The 17,836-nt window shown below is 69.5% G+C and carries 5 protein-coding genes; 2 read left to right on the forward strand and 3 right to left on the reverse strand.

Annotated features, from left to right (window positions below):
• Nucleotides 1-322 precede the first annotated feature (322 nt).
• Nucleotides 323-3,448, forward strand: a complete 3,126-nt coding sequence (locus WME98_RS53810) for a TonB-dependent receptor (protein WP_437949295.1) — start codon at nt 323-325, stop codon at nt 3,446-3,448.
• Between the two features lie 26 nt (nt 3,449-3,474).
• Here the strand turns inward: WME98_RS53810 and WME98_RS53815 are convergent, their stop codons facing one another.
• Together WME98_RS53815 and WME98_RS53820 are read right to left on the reverse strand one after the other, a co-directional pair.
• On the reverse strand, nt 3,475-6,630 hold the full coding sequence (locus WME98_RS53815; protein WP_437949296.1) for a LamG-like jellyroll fold domain-containing protein: 3,156 nt from the start codon (nt 6,628-6,630) through the stop codon (nt 3,475-3,477).
• Nucleotides 6,631-7,174: 544 nt separating this feature from the next.
• A complete protein-coding gene (locus WME98_RS53820; protein ID WP_437949297.1) occupies nt 7,175-7,378 on the reverse strand; it encodes a hypothetical protein in 204 nt (67 codons plus the stop codon).
• A gap of 62 nt (nt 7,379-7,440) precedes the next feature.
• Between WME98_RS53820 and WME98_RS53825 the strand changes: the two genes are divergently transcribed.
• Nucleotides 7,441-9,159, forward strand: a complete 1,719-nt coding sequence (locus tag WME98_RS53825) for a LamG-like jellyroll fold domain-containing protein (protein ID WP_437949298.1) — start codon at nt 7,441-7,443, stop codon at nt 9,157-9,159.
• A 158-nt stretch (nt 9,160-9,317) separates the two neighbouring features.
• On the opposite strand, the gene WME98_RS53830 is transcribed toward WME98_RS53825, so the two are convergent.
• The gene (locus WME98_RS53830; protein WP_437949299.1) at nt 9,318-17,822 is read right to left on the reverse strand and encodes an amino acid adenylation domain-containing protein; all 8,505 of its coding nucleotides are present in this window, start codon (nt 17,820-17,822) and stop codon (nt 9,318-9,320) included.
• Nucleotides 17,823-17,836: the final 14 nt, after the last annotated feature.

The following is a 17,836-nucleotide window of genomic DNA, read 5'->3' on the forward strand; positions in this document are numbered from 1 at the left end:
AGCCAGGGCTCGCCATCGAGCTTTTTGCTGCCGAGCATGTCGACCGGGCAGCGCCCCGCAAAGCAATGGCTGCCCCTCGTCGACCCACGCCTGCCGGGGGGCCGCCCGGCGCGCCGACGAGGCCGGGACCGCGGCGGCGCACGATGACGCCCGTCGGGCGGCTACGGTGAGGACGAAACGAGGGGAATGCGCGCGGATCGCTGGACGAGTGCTTGATGGGCGCACGAGGAGCGTGGTAGGCGTGTGCCATCACACAACGGTTCCGCCCTCGGCGTGGGCCTCATCGAGACCCGGAACAGTCCTCGCAGATGAAAGAGAACACATGACAAGGCGACGTGCGTGGCAGACCCAGATCTTCGCCATCGCCGGCACGCTCGTCACCGCCCCAGCGCTCGCCGCGGGCGAGGGCGTCCTCACCGGCACGGTCACGGATACGGCGACGAAGCGCCCGGCCGAGGACGTGGTCGTCACGGCGACGTCCCCTGCCCTCCAGCAGGAGCAGGTGGTCGTCACCGACAGCGCCGGCCGGTTCCGCATCCCTAACCTGCCGCCGGGCGTCTACGCGCTCCGGCTCGAGAAAGAGGCGTACAGGCCGCTGAGCCGCACCGGCATCGAGGTCCGCATCGCCACCACCCTGCGCGTGGACAGCGAGCTGCTCCCGGAGGCGATCCAGTCGGAGGAGATCGTCGTCATCGCCGGCGCGCCCACGGTCGATATCGGATCGAGCGCGACCGGGGCCCACGTCAACTCGGATTTCGTGAGCCGCCTGCCCATCAACCCCACGAGCGGCAAGGGGGCCGCGACGCGATCCTTCGAGTCGCTGGCCGAGGTGGCGCCCGGCGTCCAGGCGGATCAGTTCGGCGCGTCCATCAGCGGTACCACCTCGCCCGAGAACCAGTACGTGATCGACGGCCTCTCGGTGAACAGCCCGGCCTTCGGCGTGCTGGGCACCCCGCTCGCGCTCGACTTCGTGAAAGAGGTCAACGTGATCACCGGCGGCTACATGCCGGAGTACGGCCGCGCGACCGGAGGCTACCTCGACGTCGCGACCAAGACGGGATCCAACGAGTTTCACGGTTCGTTCTTCTTCAGCACCACGCCCGGCCTCCTCGAGGCGCCGCACACGCCGGTCAAGCACGAGGGGAACACGATCAGCACCGCGACGACGCTCTCCTCCATCCAGAGCTATGGCGCCGAGGTGGGCGGCCCGATCCTGAGCGACAAGCTCTGGTTCTACACCGGCGTGGTGGCCTCGTTCACGCGCTACCGCCTCGAGCGGAACCTCAACATGTTTCGCGAGCGAGACGGGATGCCCGTGATCGAGGACGGTTTGGCGCAGACCGACGTGATCCCGGGCACGCAGCGGTTCTACGATGCCACCCAGCGCAGCATCAGCTACATCGGCAAGCTGACATACCTCCTCGACCAGGACAACACCATCACCCTGTCGATCTACGGCACCCCCACGACGTCGGGCGGGGATGGCACCTTCGGGATCCGAGGGAGGGATGGCCGGGTGGAGCTCAACACCCCCCAGAGCAACGGGCTCATCAACGGGAGCTTCAGCGCCCTCGCCCATAACTACGTCGCGAGCGCCACCGACGTCGCACTGAAGTGGTCGTCCGCGTTCAAGAACAAGACGCTGCTGCTCGACACGACGCTCGGGTGGCACCACGAGGAGCACGCGACCCGCGGCGCCGACGGCTCGCGGCTCGCGAGCGGAGAGGGCCTGTCCGACGTCCCGACGGTGCTGTGGCGGCGGACCGATCCCGGCCCCTACGCGATCGGCGACTTCGAGCGCTCCGAGGCCACGGCGGTGTGCCGCTCCGGCGGCCGCCCGGGCGCCACGCGTTGCCCTGTGCCCGTCTACTACAGCGGGGGCCCGGGCCTGCTCAACGAGGCGGGCCTCGATCGCGTCCAGGGCAAGAGCGTGCTCACGAGCATCTTCGCTGGGCTCGGCCAGCACCTGATCAAGGCCGGCGTCGACGTCGAGTTGCTGCGCTACGAGAACAGCCGGGGCTTCTCGGGGACCGCGCGTTACTCCGAGACCGGGAACGGGAGGCAGCTCACCGATTTCCGGTTCGGCTTCCTGCGCGGCCCGGACGACGCGGTGATTCTCCCTGCGTTCAGCGCGACGTCGACGTCGCTCAACGCCGGCGCGTTCGTGCAGGACAGCTGGAGCATCATGGACCGCGTCACCTTGAACGCGGGCCTGCGCTATGACGCGCAGCTCCTCTACGGAGATGACGGACAGATGGCCCTGAGCCTCCCCAACCAGTGGTCGCCGCGCGTGGGCGTCATCTACGATCCCACGCAGGCTGGCCGGGCCAAGCTCTTCGCCAATTACGCCCGCTTCTACGAGAGCGTCCCGCTCGACGCCATCGACCGCAGGCTCCCGGGCGAGCGACGGCTCCAGTCGCGCTACCCCACGGCCGCGTGCGATTTCACGGATCCCCTCGCCCCGAGGCCGTGCGGCCCGGAGGGGCGCCGCCCGGCGGGCGGCGCGCCCTACAATCCCAACGCGACGTGGACCGCGACCGTCGGCGAGAAGGCGATGGTCGATCCCGACCTCGAGCCGCAGTCCTCGGACGAGATCGTCGTCGGCGGCGAGTACGAGATCCTGCCCAGGCTCGTGCTCGGGGCCCAGTACACGAAGCGCTACCAGAACCAGGTGATCGAGGACATGAGCCGCGATGACGCAAGGACGTTCTTCATCGGCAATCCCGGCTCCGGCGTCGCCAAGGACATCCCGAAGGCCGTCCGTGACTACGACGCGGTCACCCTCTACGCGCAGAAGATGTTCGCCGACACCTGGCTCGCGCAGGGGAGCTACACGATCTCCTACCTGCGCGGCAACTGGGCCGGCCTCTTCAAGCCGGAGACGGGGCAGCTCGATCCCAACGTCAACCCGGATTTCGATCTGGTCTCCCTCGTGCCCAACCTGCAAGGGCCGCTGCCGGGCGATCGCACCCACCAGATCAAGCTCTTCGGCGCCAAGGATATCCTGTTCGCGAACGGCCTGGTCCTCAATCTGGGCGCGTCCTACCGCGCCCGCTCGGGCGGGCCGACGTCCTATTTCGGAGCTCATCCGTTCTATGGGCTCGACAGCATCTACATCCTGCCGCGAGGGAGCGGCGAGCGGCTCCCCTGGGTGCACGACGTCGACGCCCACGTCGCGGTGGGCGTGAAGCTGGCCAGGGAGAGCGCGCTCCTCGTGTCGGTCGACGCGTTCAACGTGTTCAACTTCCAGGCGGTGACCGCCACGGACGAGCGGTACACGCAGGCGACCGTCGTGCCGCTGATCGGAGGCTCCCCGAAGGATCTCGCCAGCCTTCGCACCGCCGACGGCCGACCGCTCGGCCCGAACGGCAGGAACCCGAACTTCGGCAAGCCTGTCGCGTACCAGCCGCCGCGCTCCTTCCGGTTGACCGCGAAGGTGACGTTTTAATCACCGTCCTGGCCGCGCCCGGCCGGTCAGGGCAGCCACGACCCTTTGTACCATTTGTGCAAGAGCGCGCCCTCCGGGCCACGGGCGAAGACATCGATGCGGCGGTCGCCCCAGGACACGGCCCCAGGGCCGGACGTCATGCCCCCGCCGAGCGACTCCCAGCCGCTCCAGGTTCCATCGAAGTATTTGTACATGAGCGTGTCGTCCTTGCCGCGCGCGAAGACATCGAGCCGGCGGGCTGCCCACGAGGCTACGGCGGGCTCCCCGGTCGACGGGACGAGGCCGAGCGACTCCCAGTCGCTCCACGCCCCATTGAAGTACTTGTGCAAGAGCGCGCCGTTCTGGCCATGCGCGACGACATCGATACGGCGCTCACCCCAGGACACGGCCGCAGGCGCGGACGACAAGACGCCGCCGAGCGACTCCCAGCCGCTCCAGGTCCCGTTGAAGTACTTGTGCAAGAGCTCGTTGTCCTGGCCACGGGCGAAGACGTCGAGCCGGCCGGATGCCCATGAGCACACGGCGGGCTTCGAGGTCAAAGCACCACCGAGCGACTCCCAGGGGTGCCAGGTTCCATCGAAATACTTGTGCACGAGCTCGTTGTCCTGGCCGCGCGCGAAGACATCGATGCGGCGGTTACCCCAGGATACGGCCGCGGGGCCGGACGTCAAGGCGCCGCCGAGCGACTCCCAGGTGCTCCAGGCATCATCGAAGTACTTGTGAAAGAGCGTGTTGTCTTTTCCACGCACGAAGACGTCGAGCCGGCCGGATGCCCACGAGGAGACGGCGGGCGTCGAGCTCAGGTCGCCGCCGAGCGACTCCCAGCTAGATTCCAGCTTCAGCGGCGGGAACGGCAGCGGGTCTCGCGCGGGGCCCGGGTCCAAGGTGACGTCCGCTTCTTTTCTCCCGCCATCCAGGCGGTGCTTCTTCATCTCCTCGAAGAGCTTCTTGGCCACCGCGCGGGAGGCCGGATCGTCGGCGAAGTGCTTGATCTCCTTCTCTCTGAGGGCGCCGACGATATTCTGGTGCGGCACGAGCTCGTAGAGCGCGTACTCATACTCGTCCTTGGACTCGTCTGCGTCGACGAACTTCGACCGGGCGCAGCTGAGCATGTGTTTACCGTCGCTGACGAGCGCGAACTTGTCGGTCGTCCTCTGCCCCCCCGGTCCGTACTTGTGGTAGCCGAACTGCTGACTGAAGGTGAACTCTCGCTTATCGCCGCTTCCGCCCTTCAGGTAATGCTTCAGGCTGATCGAGTCGAGCCCCTCGGGGGCGCTCGTCCCGGCGATGGCGGCGCAGGTCTTGAAGAGGTCGATGACGTGGACGAGATCGCTCGTGGTGCCGCCGATCGCGGCGCTGCTGAGGTAGCACGGCTTTCCCGCGAACATCGACCCTCCGTCGACGATCATCATCGGCACGTGCACGGCGCCGATGTGCGGCGTGGCCTTGTCCTCGTTGTCCGCGTCGAGCAGCGCTTCGCCCCGATCCGGATCGATGTCCTGCGTGCCGTTGTCCCCGACGAACACGATCACGGTGTTCTTGAGCTGCTCCCGGATCTCCGGCTCCGTCGAGTTCAGGAACCTGCCGATGTAGAAGTCCATCGACTCGACCATGGCCACGAACATCTCCTGGATGGTCGGCGCCTCGGGGTTGGCGAACTCGATGGTGTACGACTCCTTCGGCGGGACGTGGAAGGGGTCATGAGGTATCGTGAGCGTCAGCGCGGCGCACCAAGGCGAGCCGAGCACCTGCTTGAGCCAGTTCTTCGCGGACTCGACCTGGTCCAGCGTCGCGTACATGTGGGTGCGGTCGGTGGCAGGACGATCGTAGCGCAGCTTGCCCGAGGGGTCGTCCTCGTAGCACTTCTCCCAGATGTAGTACTGGACGTCGGGCTGCTTCTCCACGAAGCCGGGGTTGACCTTCTCGAGGTACGTCCTGGTCGCCGCCCCCACATCCTTGCGCTTGTTCGCGAACTTGGTCTTATCGACATCGGGTTCCACCGTGGCCCTGTCTTGGGGGGGCGCTTTCATCGTGAGATCGCTGAGCTGCATGCGCCCCTGCGAGTATCCATACCTGGGGCCGACGGCGCGGAAGCCCCCGTCGAGGATCCCCGCGAACCGCTCCCAGCCCCAGTCCCACGGGGTCTTCTTGGGGCTGTGCTTCTCCGCAGGCTTCGCCTCGGGTCTCTCATCGTCCGGGGCCAGCTGCCCGAGGTGCCACTTGCCGAACATGCCGCAGCGGTAGCTCGCTTGCTTCAGGACCTGCGCCAGGCTGCGGACCTTGGCGCCGGACTTGGGTTTCTCGTCGAGGGTGTTCTTGCCGCCCGGATTCGGGTAGCCCACCCCGGTCCTCCAGGGCTGCAGCCCTGTGAAGAGGCTGCCGCGGGTCGCCGAGCACACGGGCTGCGCCCAGGCGCGGGAAAAGTGCAGCCCGTGCTTGAGCAGCTTCTCCAGGTTCTCGAGCCGCTTGGGCCCGGCTGTCTTGCCGTCCGGCCCGACGATCTGGACGGTGACCTTGCCGGTCTCGTGGTCGATGCGGACCGCGTCGGCGCCGAGATCGTCGGCGACGATCAGCAGGATGTTCGGCGTGCCCGTCGCGCTCGCGAGTCCGACGATCTCGGCCCGCGACAGCGCCTCGCCGTAGATCCTGAGGTCTCTGATCTTCCCCGCGAAGTAGAGCTTCCCGGCGCCTTCCGCCAACCCCCGGCACCCCAGGTACAGCGGGGAGTCGTTCTTGGTCTTCCCGGTGGTCGTGTCGGGGGCGCTGTCCTCGAGGGTGCCGTCGACGTACAGCTCGAGCACGCCCTTGCCGTCCTTCGTCCTGCGGACGAAGGCGACGTGGTGGAACCTGCGGTCGTCGAGCACGGTCGTCGACCGGACGTTCGGGTTGTTTTGCCCGTCGTAGCGCGCCGCGGAGATCTTGCCGCGATTGGCCTCCCCGGTGAGATAGCGGATCACGAAGGGGTAGCCCCCGGTACCCGACCACTTCTCGACGATGTCCGCTTCATTGGCCTGCTGGTTCGGCTGCTCCGGCGCGGGGCACACCCAGACGGCGACGGTGAAGTCCTGAGCCTGCCCGAAGTTGACCTCGTCGGAGTTGGCGATCGCCCGGTGCTGCGTCTTGCCGTCGAGCGTCAGCGTCTCGTCGCCGATCGGGCGATATGCTTTCGTGGTGTCTGCCATGTGTCGTGTTCTCCTGCCTCGCTGTGCGTGATGGCTATCGACGCCCGGCAGGCAACTTCGAGCGAGCACGTAGAGCTCGGGCGCGCCTCGCGCCTCGGGCACGCCGGCTCCGCGGCGCTCGTGCCGCTGGAGGACCTGTGTGCGCGGGTGACGGGTCTGCGGCTCGGATCGTCGCCGGACGTCGAGAGTGACTGCTTCCGTGCCCTGCCCAGCTGCGCTTATCCGCAGGGCCCTGGTTCGAGCACGCCGTTCGTCACGGCAGGCTCGACGAGGAGCGTTTTACAGATCGCGCCCCGAGGGTAATTGGCAGGACCCATGAAAGTTCGCGCTCGGATGCCGATAAAGGCGGTGCGGAGCGCGGCGCCGCGGCGCGGGGCAGAGCTCCGCTGCCGGCCGGCGCGGCCGCCGGCGCCGCGCGGATCGACGTCAGCGCCGCGGTTTCCGGCGCGGCGCCGGCGGCGCGCCGCCGGGCGAGAGCCGGGCGAATCGACGGGATACGGGCAGATCACGTCCCGCAGCGGAGGCGGGCAGAGTCACCCGGCGCTCATGAACGAGCGTTGCCGGAGTCGAGCCGGGCGCCCGCCGCTGCGGCTCGCGGCCGCGCCCCCGCAGCGGGGCTGAGCAGCTGTGTGAGGAGGCGCGTCGTGTTCTCGATGTGCGGGGGCCGGACGATGGCGAAGTGGTCGCCGGGGACGGTATGCACGCCCGCGAGCGCGGTGTGGGCCCCCCACCCGTAATCCGAGGGCATCTCCTCGGGCGGCTCCGCCGCGCGCAGCAAGCACCGTCGCGGTCTGGATACGCGCGGAGCCGGTGCAAGGCGCAGGAGAGTCTGACATCATTGAAAAATGGGATCAGAACGGGCCTTATCCTTTCGTGATTCGCTACCTCAGCCAAGGGGCCGATTCGGGCAAGGTCGTGGCAGCCCGATACGACGGGATGAACAACCCCGGCGTCATGTCGACGACCTTGATCAATGATAGTAAATTTCACCACGTCGCCTTTGTCCGCCGCACCGAGAACGGCAAGGGCACGCTCTCCCTGTACATCGACGGAAAGCTCGAGGGGAGCGCTCCCGATACGACCACCGGCAACACCGAGAACAGCTCGCCGCTGTATCTGGGGTGCCGCGGCGGCTTCGCGTTGTTCTTTGCCGGACAGATCAAAGATCTTCAGATCTTCCACAGAGGGTTGACGCGGACGGAGGTCGCCAGCATCTCGGAAAAGAGGACCCCGCTGGACTGGGGCTGGGATCGCTTCGAGGGATTCTTCGAGGGCGGCTTTCGCCCTGTCTCCAACCTGCACTATGGCTACTCCAGGGAGCAGACGGAGTTCCGATCCATGACGCTCAGCACCCTCGAAACGAAGCCGGCGGGCTACACCGCGCCGCTGACCGCGTCCGAAACGAGCGAGCGCATGGCGGAGAACGCCCTGGTGAAGTCGAGGTGCGCGGAGTACCTCCGCGCGGTCGCCCCCGACATCGGCGAGAAGCAGCCGGATATACGCTATTATGTCTGGAAGAAGAGCTTCGAGGACAGGCCCACGGGCGTCAGGCTATTCGCTCGCCCCCCCACCGAGCGCACGCACATGTATGCCACTCGAGACCAGGTCTACGCGGCCAAGAGCTGGATCGGACAGATGCTCGGAGCCCCCTGGTGCGTGGCGTTGACGCTCGCGACGCCCCATGATCCCTACCACGTCCCGCCCGCGGAGTCCTATACCATCGAGTTCAAGGATCCGGCGAACCCGACGGTCCATGAGATGTTCATCGCGATGGTCGAGTCGATGGACTTCTACATCGGCAAGCTCCTGAGCTCCGAGGAGCCGGAGATCAGGGAGCAGCTGAGGAACGCCGTCATCGTCTTCGTGACAGACAACGGCACGCAGGACACGAACCCGGACAACAGAGCCCAGCTCCTCGACAAGGACAAGGGCGATGACAAGAACTCGCCGTACATCGGGGCGGTTCACGTGCCGATGATCATCGCCGACGGCGGGGCGTTGCTCGGGTGCAGGCCGTGCTACCTCAGCGGCGCCGGCGACAAGGCCGCGGTGCATGGAGTCTGCAAGGACCTCGTTCATATCGTGGACATCTACAAGACGTTCACCGACATCGCAGGCGTGGAGGCTCCCTGGGCCGAGGACTCGAACAGCCTGAAGCCGTACCTGCAGAGCACCAGCGTCACGCCGCGGAAGTACAACTTCGGCCAGCAGTACCCCAAGACGGATGACAGGGTCACGCCCAAGTTCGCGTCGATCACCGACGGCACCTACAAGCTGAGCTGGATACGGAGGCTGTCCGAGATCGTCGATGGGGGAGCGAAGGACGGGTACGACTATGTATTCAGCAAGCTCGAGCCGCACGACACGGCGAAGGGAGCCTTGAAGGAGACGCCGATCCCGGACTTCCGCAAGGATCCCGCCCTCCTCGCGAAGGCGAAGGAGCTGCACGCGGAGATGTCGAAGCAGCGCCTGGATGCAGGGGACATCGAGGGTACGCCGCGCGATCCGCTGCCCTTCCCGCCCCTGTGACCGCGCCGCCCTGAACCGCCGAGGCGCCTCCCGCGACGGCCCGATCCTCGATGGCGGGCGTGTACGGCGCGCGGCTGGGCGCCGTGAAGCTCAGGCTCCACGGCGCCCAGCCTTGCGCGCTCGACGGCGATCTCCTCAACGAGATTCCTGACGCGGAGCTAGGCCCCTCCCGGGTGGGCGAGCAGCTCCAGCAGGGTGCGGGTCGTGTTCTCGACGTGAGGGGGCCGCACGATGGCGAAGTGGTCTCCAGGAACGCAGTGCACGCCCGCGAGCGCGGTGTAGGCGCCCCACCCGTAGTCCGGGGGCATGTCCTCGGGCGGCTCCGACGCGCGCAGCAGGTGGACCGGAGCCTTCGGCATCCGCGGCTTCCACCGGTCGAGCATCGTGATATGCCCATCCTGGCTGTCCAGGATGGCGCGCAAGGTCCACTCCGCGTCGCCGCTCGCGAGCTCCGACGACGTGATGGACGCGACGACCCGTCGGATCGCTTGCTCCTCGGACAGCCCCACGAGCGCCGCGGGATCCACCTTGATCCCCCAGAGGCCGGCGATCCGGCGTAGCGCCGCGCTCCTGTCGAAGGGGCCCGGCGTCGGCTTCACCAGCCAGGGGGCCGGCGCCTCCAGCAGGATCACCCGCTCGACGTCGCGTCCAGCGCCTTCAAGGTAGAGCGCCACCTCCAGGGCCGAGAAGCCACCATAGCAGTAACCCACCAGAGAGAACGGGCCGGCGGGAACCTGGGTCAGGATCTCCTCGGCGTACCGCCCGCACAGCGCCTCCAGGGTCTCTGGCATCCTCCCGGCCCCTGCGTGCGGCGGCGTGGTCGCACCCAGGACGGGGCGCCGCCCGCCCATCCCGTGCGCCAGCCGTATCATGTGCGCAGAGACATAGCCGCCCACGGCAGGGATGAGCACGATCGCGCCTGGCTGCGAGCCGCTGACGATCGGAGCCACGCAGGAGCGCGGCGGGCGCCGCTCCTGGTCGCTCGCCCGCTCGGGCATGCTCGACGGCCTGCGGCCGTCGGAGGCGCAATGGGCGATGAGCCGTCGCAACGACGACATGAGCTGCTCCGCGAGCCGCTCCACCGTCGAGGCGTCATGGACTGCAGGGCTGTAGGTCAGGCCGAGCTGCAAGCGCCCCTGAGAGACGCCGCCGTTGATGGACAGGGCATGGCGCAGCCTGTTCCTCGGGCTCTCCCCGGGACCGATGGGCTCGAGCGCCGGCGAGAGCAGCGATTGCCCCGACGCTGCCATGTCGAGCTGCCCCAGGTAGTTGAACAGCACCGGCGCCCGCACGGAGAGCGACGCCCGCACGGACGTGTCGGGGTGCAGGTGCCGGAGCCAACCGTAACCGGCCCCGCGCAGCGGCACCGACCGGAGCTGCTCCTTGACCGACGTGAGCAGCGACGAGGGCGCCGTGTCCGCCGGCGCCTGCAACCAGACCGGAAAGAGGGAGGTGAACCAGCCGACGGTGCGTGAGACGTCGAGGCCGTCGACGAGCTGCTCTCGGCCGTGCCCCTCGAGCTCCACGCAGACGGCATCGACACCACACCACGCGCTCAGCACCTCGGTGAGCGCCGAGAGCAGGACGTCGTTGACCTCCGTGCGGTACGCCGCGCCCACGTCCCGGAGCAGCGCTGTCGTCTCCGACGTCGAGAGCTGCACCTCGATCGTCCGGCTCTGGCCGATCGTCCCGAGCGAGGCCTCGCGGTCGACGGGCAGCCCGGCCACGGGACGGCGACACTGCGTTTGCCAGTAGCCGAGCTGGTCGGACAGCCCGCCGCGCTCCGCCCACCCGTGGAGGCGCTCGGACCACTCGCGAAACGAGGTCGTCTTGGCGCCGAGCTGCGGCGGCTCCCCCGACAGCAGCTGAAGGGCCGCGTGCTCGAGGTCCTCGTGCAGCACGCGCCACGACACGCCGTCCACCACGAGGTGGTGAATGACCAACAAGAGCCGCGCTCCCGCCTCGCCCAGGTCGAGCCACGCCGCGCGCGCGAGCGGCCCGGCCTCGAGCGACAGCCCCTCCTGGAGCGCGCTGGCCGCCGCCTCCACCGCGGCGGCTCGCCCCTGCGCCCCGACCCGCGACAGGTCCACCCTCTCGAGCGGGAGCTCCCCCTCCGCTGCGTGCCGCTGCGCCCACCCGGCCTCCGACCGCGTGTAACGCAGCCGCAGCGCGTCGTGCTGCCGCATGACGGCGGCGAGCGCCGGCGCCACGATCTCCGGCGACAGCGGCGCCGCCACCGTCCAGAGCATCGCCTGATTGAAATGGTGGGGCTCGGCGGGCTCGGCGTCGAGGAACCAGCGCTGGATCGGGGTCAAGGGCACGTCGCCCACGACCTGCCCTTGCTCCACCTCGACCGCGCTCGATCGGCGCGCCGCCCGGGCGAGACCAGCGACGGTCTGGTGCTCGAACAGGTCCCTCACGGTGAAGTGAAGCCCCTCGCGCTTGCACCGCCCGACCACCTGAAGCGCGAGGATGGAATCGCCTCCGAGCAAGAAGAAGTTGTCGCGGATCCCGACGGCTGCGAGCCGCAGCACCTTGGCCCATACGTCCGCCAGCACCCGCTCCACGTCGGTCCGAGGCGGCTCGTGGGAAGCGCCGCCGGCCTCGCCCGTGCCCTCCGGTTCGGGCAGGGCTTTGTGATCGACCTTGCCGTTCGGGGTGAGCGGCAGCGCCTCGAGCCACACGAAGGCAGAGGGCAGCATGTAGTCGGGCAGCGTCGCGCGCAGGTGGTCCCGCAGCGCGCCCGCGGAGCACGCGCTGTCCGCGCGGACGACGTAGGCGACGAGGCGCCTGTCGCCGGGAGCGTCCTCCCGCGCCGCCACCGCCGCGTCGCGCACCGCGGGGTGGTTCCTCAGCGCGGCCTCGATCTCGCCGAGCTCGACCCGGTAGCCGCGGATCTTGACCTGATGGTCGAGCCGCCCGAGGAACTCGATGTTGCCGTCCGGGAGGAAGCGCCCGAGATCGCCGCTCCTGTACAGCCTCGCGGAGGGGTCGGCGGAGAAGGGGCTCGGGATGAACTTCTGCGCGCTCAGCTCGGGTCGACGCAGATAACCGCGCGCGACGCCGGCGCCGCCGATGTGGAGCTCCCCGGGCACGCCCACCGGGACGGGCTGGAGGTGGCGGTCCAGGAGGTAGAGCTCGGCGCCCGGGATGGGGCGCCCGATCGGGACGCTGCGGCCAGGGCTGTCGGCCGCGGTGACGCGGTGGACGCTGCTCCAGACGGTCGCTTCGGTGGGCCCGTACTCGTTGAAGAGCGCAGCGCCAGGTGCCCGCTCCCGATGCGCGGCGACGAGGCTCCACGGGATGGCCTCGCCGCCGAGGACCACCGTGGTGAGCGACGAGAGCGCCTCGCTCGCGCCGGGCTGCGCCAGGGCAAAGGCGTAGAGCGACGGCACGCAGAGCAGGTGGCTGACGCGCTGGGCCGCGATCAGCGAGGTCAAGCCCTCTGGATCGCTGCTGAAGGCGTCGGGCGCGAGCACGAGCGCGCCGCCCGAGCACAACGTCCAGAAGATCTGGGCGGTGGAGATGTCGAAGCCGAGCGAGGAGACCAGCAGCAGGCGGCCGACGGGCTCGGGGTAAACGCGCAGGCGGGCCGAGGTCGAGTGCACCAGGTTGCGGTGGGTGACCGCGACGCCCTTGGGCTGCCCCGTCGAGCCCGACGTGTAGATGACGTAGCTCAGATCCAGGGGTGTCGCCGCGCACGCAGGATCGAGCTCATGCGCGCTGTCCGCGGCTTCCTGGCCGGCGTCGACGAGGAGCAGCCGGGCGCGGCACGACGGCAGGCGCCCGGCGAGGCTGGCCTGCGAGAGCAGGAGCTGGGCCTCGGCGTCGTCGAGCATGAAGGCCAGGCGGTCCTGGGGATACGCCGGGTCGAGCGGCAGGTAGGCGCCGCCGGCCTTGAGCACGCCCAGGAGCCCGATGAGCATCTCGGGCGAGCGCTCCATGCACAGGCCGACGAGCACGCCGGGGGCGACGCCCATCTCGCGCAGGCGGTGGGCGAGCCGGCTCGACCGGGCGTCGAGCTCCCGGTACGTCAACTGCCGGTCGCCCGAGATCACCGCCACCACGTCCGGCGTCCGCGCCGCCTGCGCCTCGAAGAGCTGGTGGATGCAAAGGTCCTCGGGACGGGGCGCCTGCGTCTGGTTCCACGCCACGACGATCTGCTGCCGCTCCGCCTCGGTCAGGAGCGGCAGCTCCTCGATGCCGCGGTGGGGGTTCTCGACGATCCCCTCCAGCAGCCTCGCGTAGTGGCCGCTCAGCCGCTCCGCTGTCCCCCTGTCGAACAGGTCGCTCGCGTACTCTATCGCGCCGAGCAGGCTCCCGTCCTCCTGCTCCACGAACCGCAGCGACAGATCGAACTGCGTCGCGTCGCTCGGCACCTCCAGGGACGACACCTCCAGGCCCGGCAGCGCCATCTCCTCCCCCGCCCTGTTCTGCAGGGTGAACATCGTCTGGTAGACCGGGTTCCGGCTCATGTCCCGCCGGACGCCGAGCTCCTCCACCAGCCGGTCGAAGGGCACGTTGGGGTGGGCATAGGCCTCCAGGCACACGCGCCGCACGCGCCCGAGCACCTCCGCGAACGTCGGGTTCCCTCCGAGCTGCGTCCGCAGCGGGAGGGTGTTGAGGAACAGGCCGATGAGCGGCTCCATCTCCGCGCGTGTCCGGTTCGCGATCGGCGTGCCCGTGCAGACCTCCTCCTGCCCGCTGTAACGGGAGAGCAGGACCTGAAACGCCGCCAGCAGCGTCATGAACAGCGTGGCCCCTTGCTGCTGCGTCACGCGCTGGAGCCTGGAGGCGAGCTCGGGCCGGAGCGTCAGGCTCACGCTGCTCCCGCGGAACGTGAACACGGGCGGGCGGGGATGGTCGAGGGGGAGCTCCAGCGGGGCGCAGCCCGCGAGCTGCCGCTTCCAGTACGACAGCTCCCGCTCGAGCCGCTCGCCCGGGAGATAGCCCCGCTGCCATGCGGCCACGTCGGCCACCTGCACCTGGAGCTCCGGGAGCGGGGACGGCTGCTCGGCGCAGAAGGCGCTGTACAGGGCCGAGAGCTCGCGGGACACCACCCTCGTCGACCAGCCGTCATAGACGATGTGATGCATCGAGAGCAGCAGGACATGGTGCGTCTCGTGGCAACGCAACAGCGCGGTCCGGAAGAGCGGTCCCCGCTCCGGTTCGAAGGGCTTCTCCGTCTCGACCTGCAGCTGCCGGAGCAGCTCCGCGTCCCCGTCCACGGCGGGCTCCGAGCCTCCCGTCACCTCCAGGATCGGCAGCGGCCAGGGCTCCGGCGCGGCGTGCACCACCTGGACCACGGTGTCTCCGCGGCCCTCGAAGGTGGTGCGAAGCGCCTCGTGGCGGCGGACGATCTCGCCGAGCGCCCGCCGCAAGGCCGAGACGTTCAGCGCGCCGCGCAGCCGCAGGGCGACGGCGATGTTGTAGACGGAGCGGCCAGGGGCCATCCTGTCCAGGAACCACATCCACTGCTGGGCGAACGACGGCTGCAGCGGGGCCTCTCGCGAGACGCGCGCGATCGGGTCTGCGAGGTGCAGCGGCAGGGCCGCCTGCGAGGCGGAGAGGGCCTGGCCGAGCGCCTCGACCGAGGGCGCTTCGAACAGGGTTTGCAGCGGCACCTCCATGCCGAGCGCGCCGCGGATGCGGGAGACCACCTGAGCGGCCAGCAGCGACTGGCCACCCAGGGCGAAGAAGTCGTCGTGGACGCCCACGCGATCGAGGCGCAGCACCCGCGCGAAGATCTCCGCCAGCGTCTGCTCCAGCGGCGAGCGCGGCGCCACGTAGTGATCGAGCGAGCGCTGCTGCGTCGGCGCCGGCAGCGCGCTGCGATCCACCTTGCCGTTGGGGGTCAAGGGCAACGCATCCAGCAGGACGACGGCCGAGGGCACCATGTGCTCGGGCACCTTCTGCTGGAGGAAGCCCCTGAGGGCGGACACCATCTCCCGCTCCTGCGCGCCGCGCAGCGGATTGCTCACGTGGTCGTCGAGGCGCACCCCGGAGAGCTCGGCGCGGCTCGGCCACCGCCGGAGCGGCAGGCTGCCGTCCTCCCTCTCCCAGAGCACGTCCATGTACGCCGGACCGCGCTCCTCGGACCACCGGACGTGGACCCGGTATCCCAGCCGCTCGCCGAGGCGCCACAGCGACTCCGGGTCCACCGCGGTCTCCAGCTCCGCGGCCTCCGGAGGGACGTCCTCGGATCCCCACAGGCGCTGGCTCTCGATCGCGTCCCTGTACACCCGCGCGTTCGGGATCCCGACGAGCTCCGCAGCGGCGGGCCTCTCTCCGAGGAGCCATTGCCCGAAGCCTTCCACGGTGTCGCTCGCCGGGCGCCACGCCTTGCGCGCCTCGATCTGCACGGGCGGCGGGGCCTGGCCCACGTACAGCACCGCGTCGTAGCGATAACGGTTCATCTCGTTGTCGCCCTCGCCGCGCTTGAGGTAGACCTCCGCGTGGCTCAGCCCGTCGATCTGGGCGCAGAGCCAGCGCAGGGCCACGGGCGCGACGAGGAGCTCCTCCTCCTCCGCGATCGCCCGCCGCGCCTCGCGCAGGGCCGCCTCCGACAGCTCGCCTCCATGGCGGTGGCGCTGCACCGAGACATGAAATGCCTCCAGGAGGTCCCGGTTGCGAATGTCTCCCAGGAAGATCGCGCCGCCGGGCGCGACGGCGCGCGCCGCGCCCTCGAGCACCTCGCGGAGGTAGCCGGCGCTCGGGAAGCACTGCACCACCGAGTTGAGGATCACCACGTCGAAGTGGCCCTCGGGGATGCCGCTGAACGCCGCGGCTTCCCTCCGCTCCAGCCGGACGTGTCCGAGGCCGAGCGACGCCACGACCGCCTGCAGCTCGCCGATCGCGGCCGCCGAGAAATCGGTGCCCAGGTACTCCGCGCACCGCGGCGCCAGCGGGAGCAGGAGCAGACCGGAGCCGCAGCCGATCTCCCAGACCCGGGCCGGCCGGAGCGCGGCGATTCGCCCCAGCGTGTGATCGCGCCACTCGCGCATCTCTGCCTCGGGGATCGGCCGCTGCGTGTAGCTGCTGTTCCAGCCCGTGATGCGGAACAGGGGGTCCGCGCTGTCCGTCCCGTGGAGATAGGCCTGCTCGGAGCTCGCGCGCCAGGCCGAGACGTGATCGCTCTCCTGCACACGCTGCGCGTCGAGCGCGGCAGCCTCCTTGCTCCGGACCACGTAGGCGACGAGGCGCTTGTCGCCGGGGACGTCCTCGCGGGCGAGCACCGCGCAGGCCCCCACCGCCGGGTGGGAGCAGAGCACGGACTCGATCTCGCCGAGCTCGATCCGGTAGCCGCGGATCTTGACCTGGTGGTCGAGCCGCCCGAGGAATTCGATGTTGCCGTCCCGGAGGAGACGCCCGAGGTCGCCGGTCTTGTACAGCCTCGCGGAAGGATCGGCAGAGAAGGGATCCGGGATGAACTTCTGCGCGCTCAGCGCAGGCCGGTGCAGGTAGCCGCGCGCGATGCCGGCGCCGCCGACGTAGAGCTCCCCGGGCGCGCCTGTGGGGACCGGCTGCATCCGCTCGTCCAGGAGGTAGATCTCGGTACGGGGGATGGGGCGCCCGATCGGCACGCTGCGGCCAGCGCCGGGCGCCTCTGTGATCCGGTAGACGCTGCTCCACACGGTGGCCTCGGTCGGGCCGTACTCGTTGAACAGGGCCACGTGCGCCGCCCGCTCCAGGTGCTCCGCGACCAGGTTGAGCGGTAGGGTCTCCCCACCCAGGATGACGGTGGTGAGCGACGAGAGCGCTTCCCTCGCGCCTGGCTGCGCCAGGGCGAAGGCGTAGAGCGACGGTACGCAGAGCAGGTGGCTGACGCGCTGGGCAGCGATCAACGCCGCCACGCCTTCCGGGTTCTTGCTGAAGGAGTCGGGCGCGAGCACGAGCACGCCGCCCGAGCACAGCGCCCAGAAGATCTGGGCGGTCGAGATGTCGAAGCCAAACGAGGAGACCAGGAGCAGGCGGCGGACCGGCTCGGGGTAAACGAGCAAACGCGCCGTGGTCGAGTGCACCAGGTTGCGGTGGGTGACCGCCACGCCCTTGGGCTGCCCCGTCGAGCCCGACGTGTAGATCACGTAGCTCAGGTCCAGGGGTGTCGCCGCGCACGCGGGATCCATCGAACGCCCGCTCGCCATGGCCTGCCAGTCGCTGTCGACGTAGAGCAGCCGAGCGCGGCCAGACGGCAAGCGCCCGGCGAGGCTGGCCTGCGAGAGCAGGATGGGCGCCCCGGCGTCGTCGAGCATGAAGGCCAGACGATCCTGGGGATACGCCGGGTCGAGCGGCAGGTAGGCGCCGCCGGCCTTGAGCACGCCCAGGAGCCCGACGAGCATCTCGGGCGAGCGCTCCATGCACAGGCCGACGAGCACGCCGGGGGCGACGCCCATCTCGCGCAGGCGATGAGCGAGCTCGCTCGACCGGGCGTCGAGCTCCCGGTACGTCAGCTGCCGGTCGCCCGAGATCACCGCCGCCGCGTCCGGTGTCCGCGCCGCCTGCGCCTCGAACAGCTGGTGGATGCAAAGATCCTCGGGAAACGCCGCGGCGGCTTGATCCCGCTGCGAGGCGACCTGATGCCCCTCCGTCTCGAGCAACCTCGAGGGCTGCTCGGTGACCGGCGTGAGGCAAGCGCTCCTCTGGCTCACATGCGAGGTCGACATGGTGCTTGATCTCT

This window comes from Sorangium sp. So ce296 (assembly GCF_051529605.1).
GTDB classification, from domain to species: Bacteria; Myxococcota_A; Polyangia; order Polyangiales; family Polyangiaceae; genus Sorangium; species Sorangium cellulosum_D.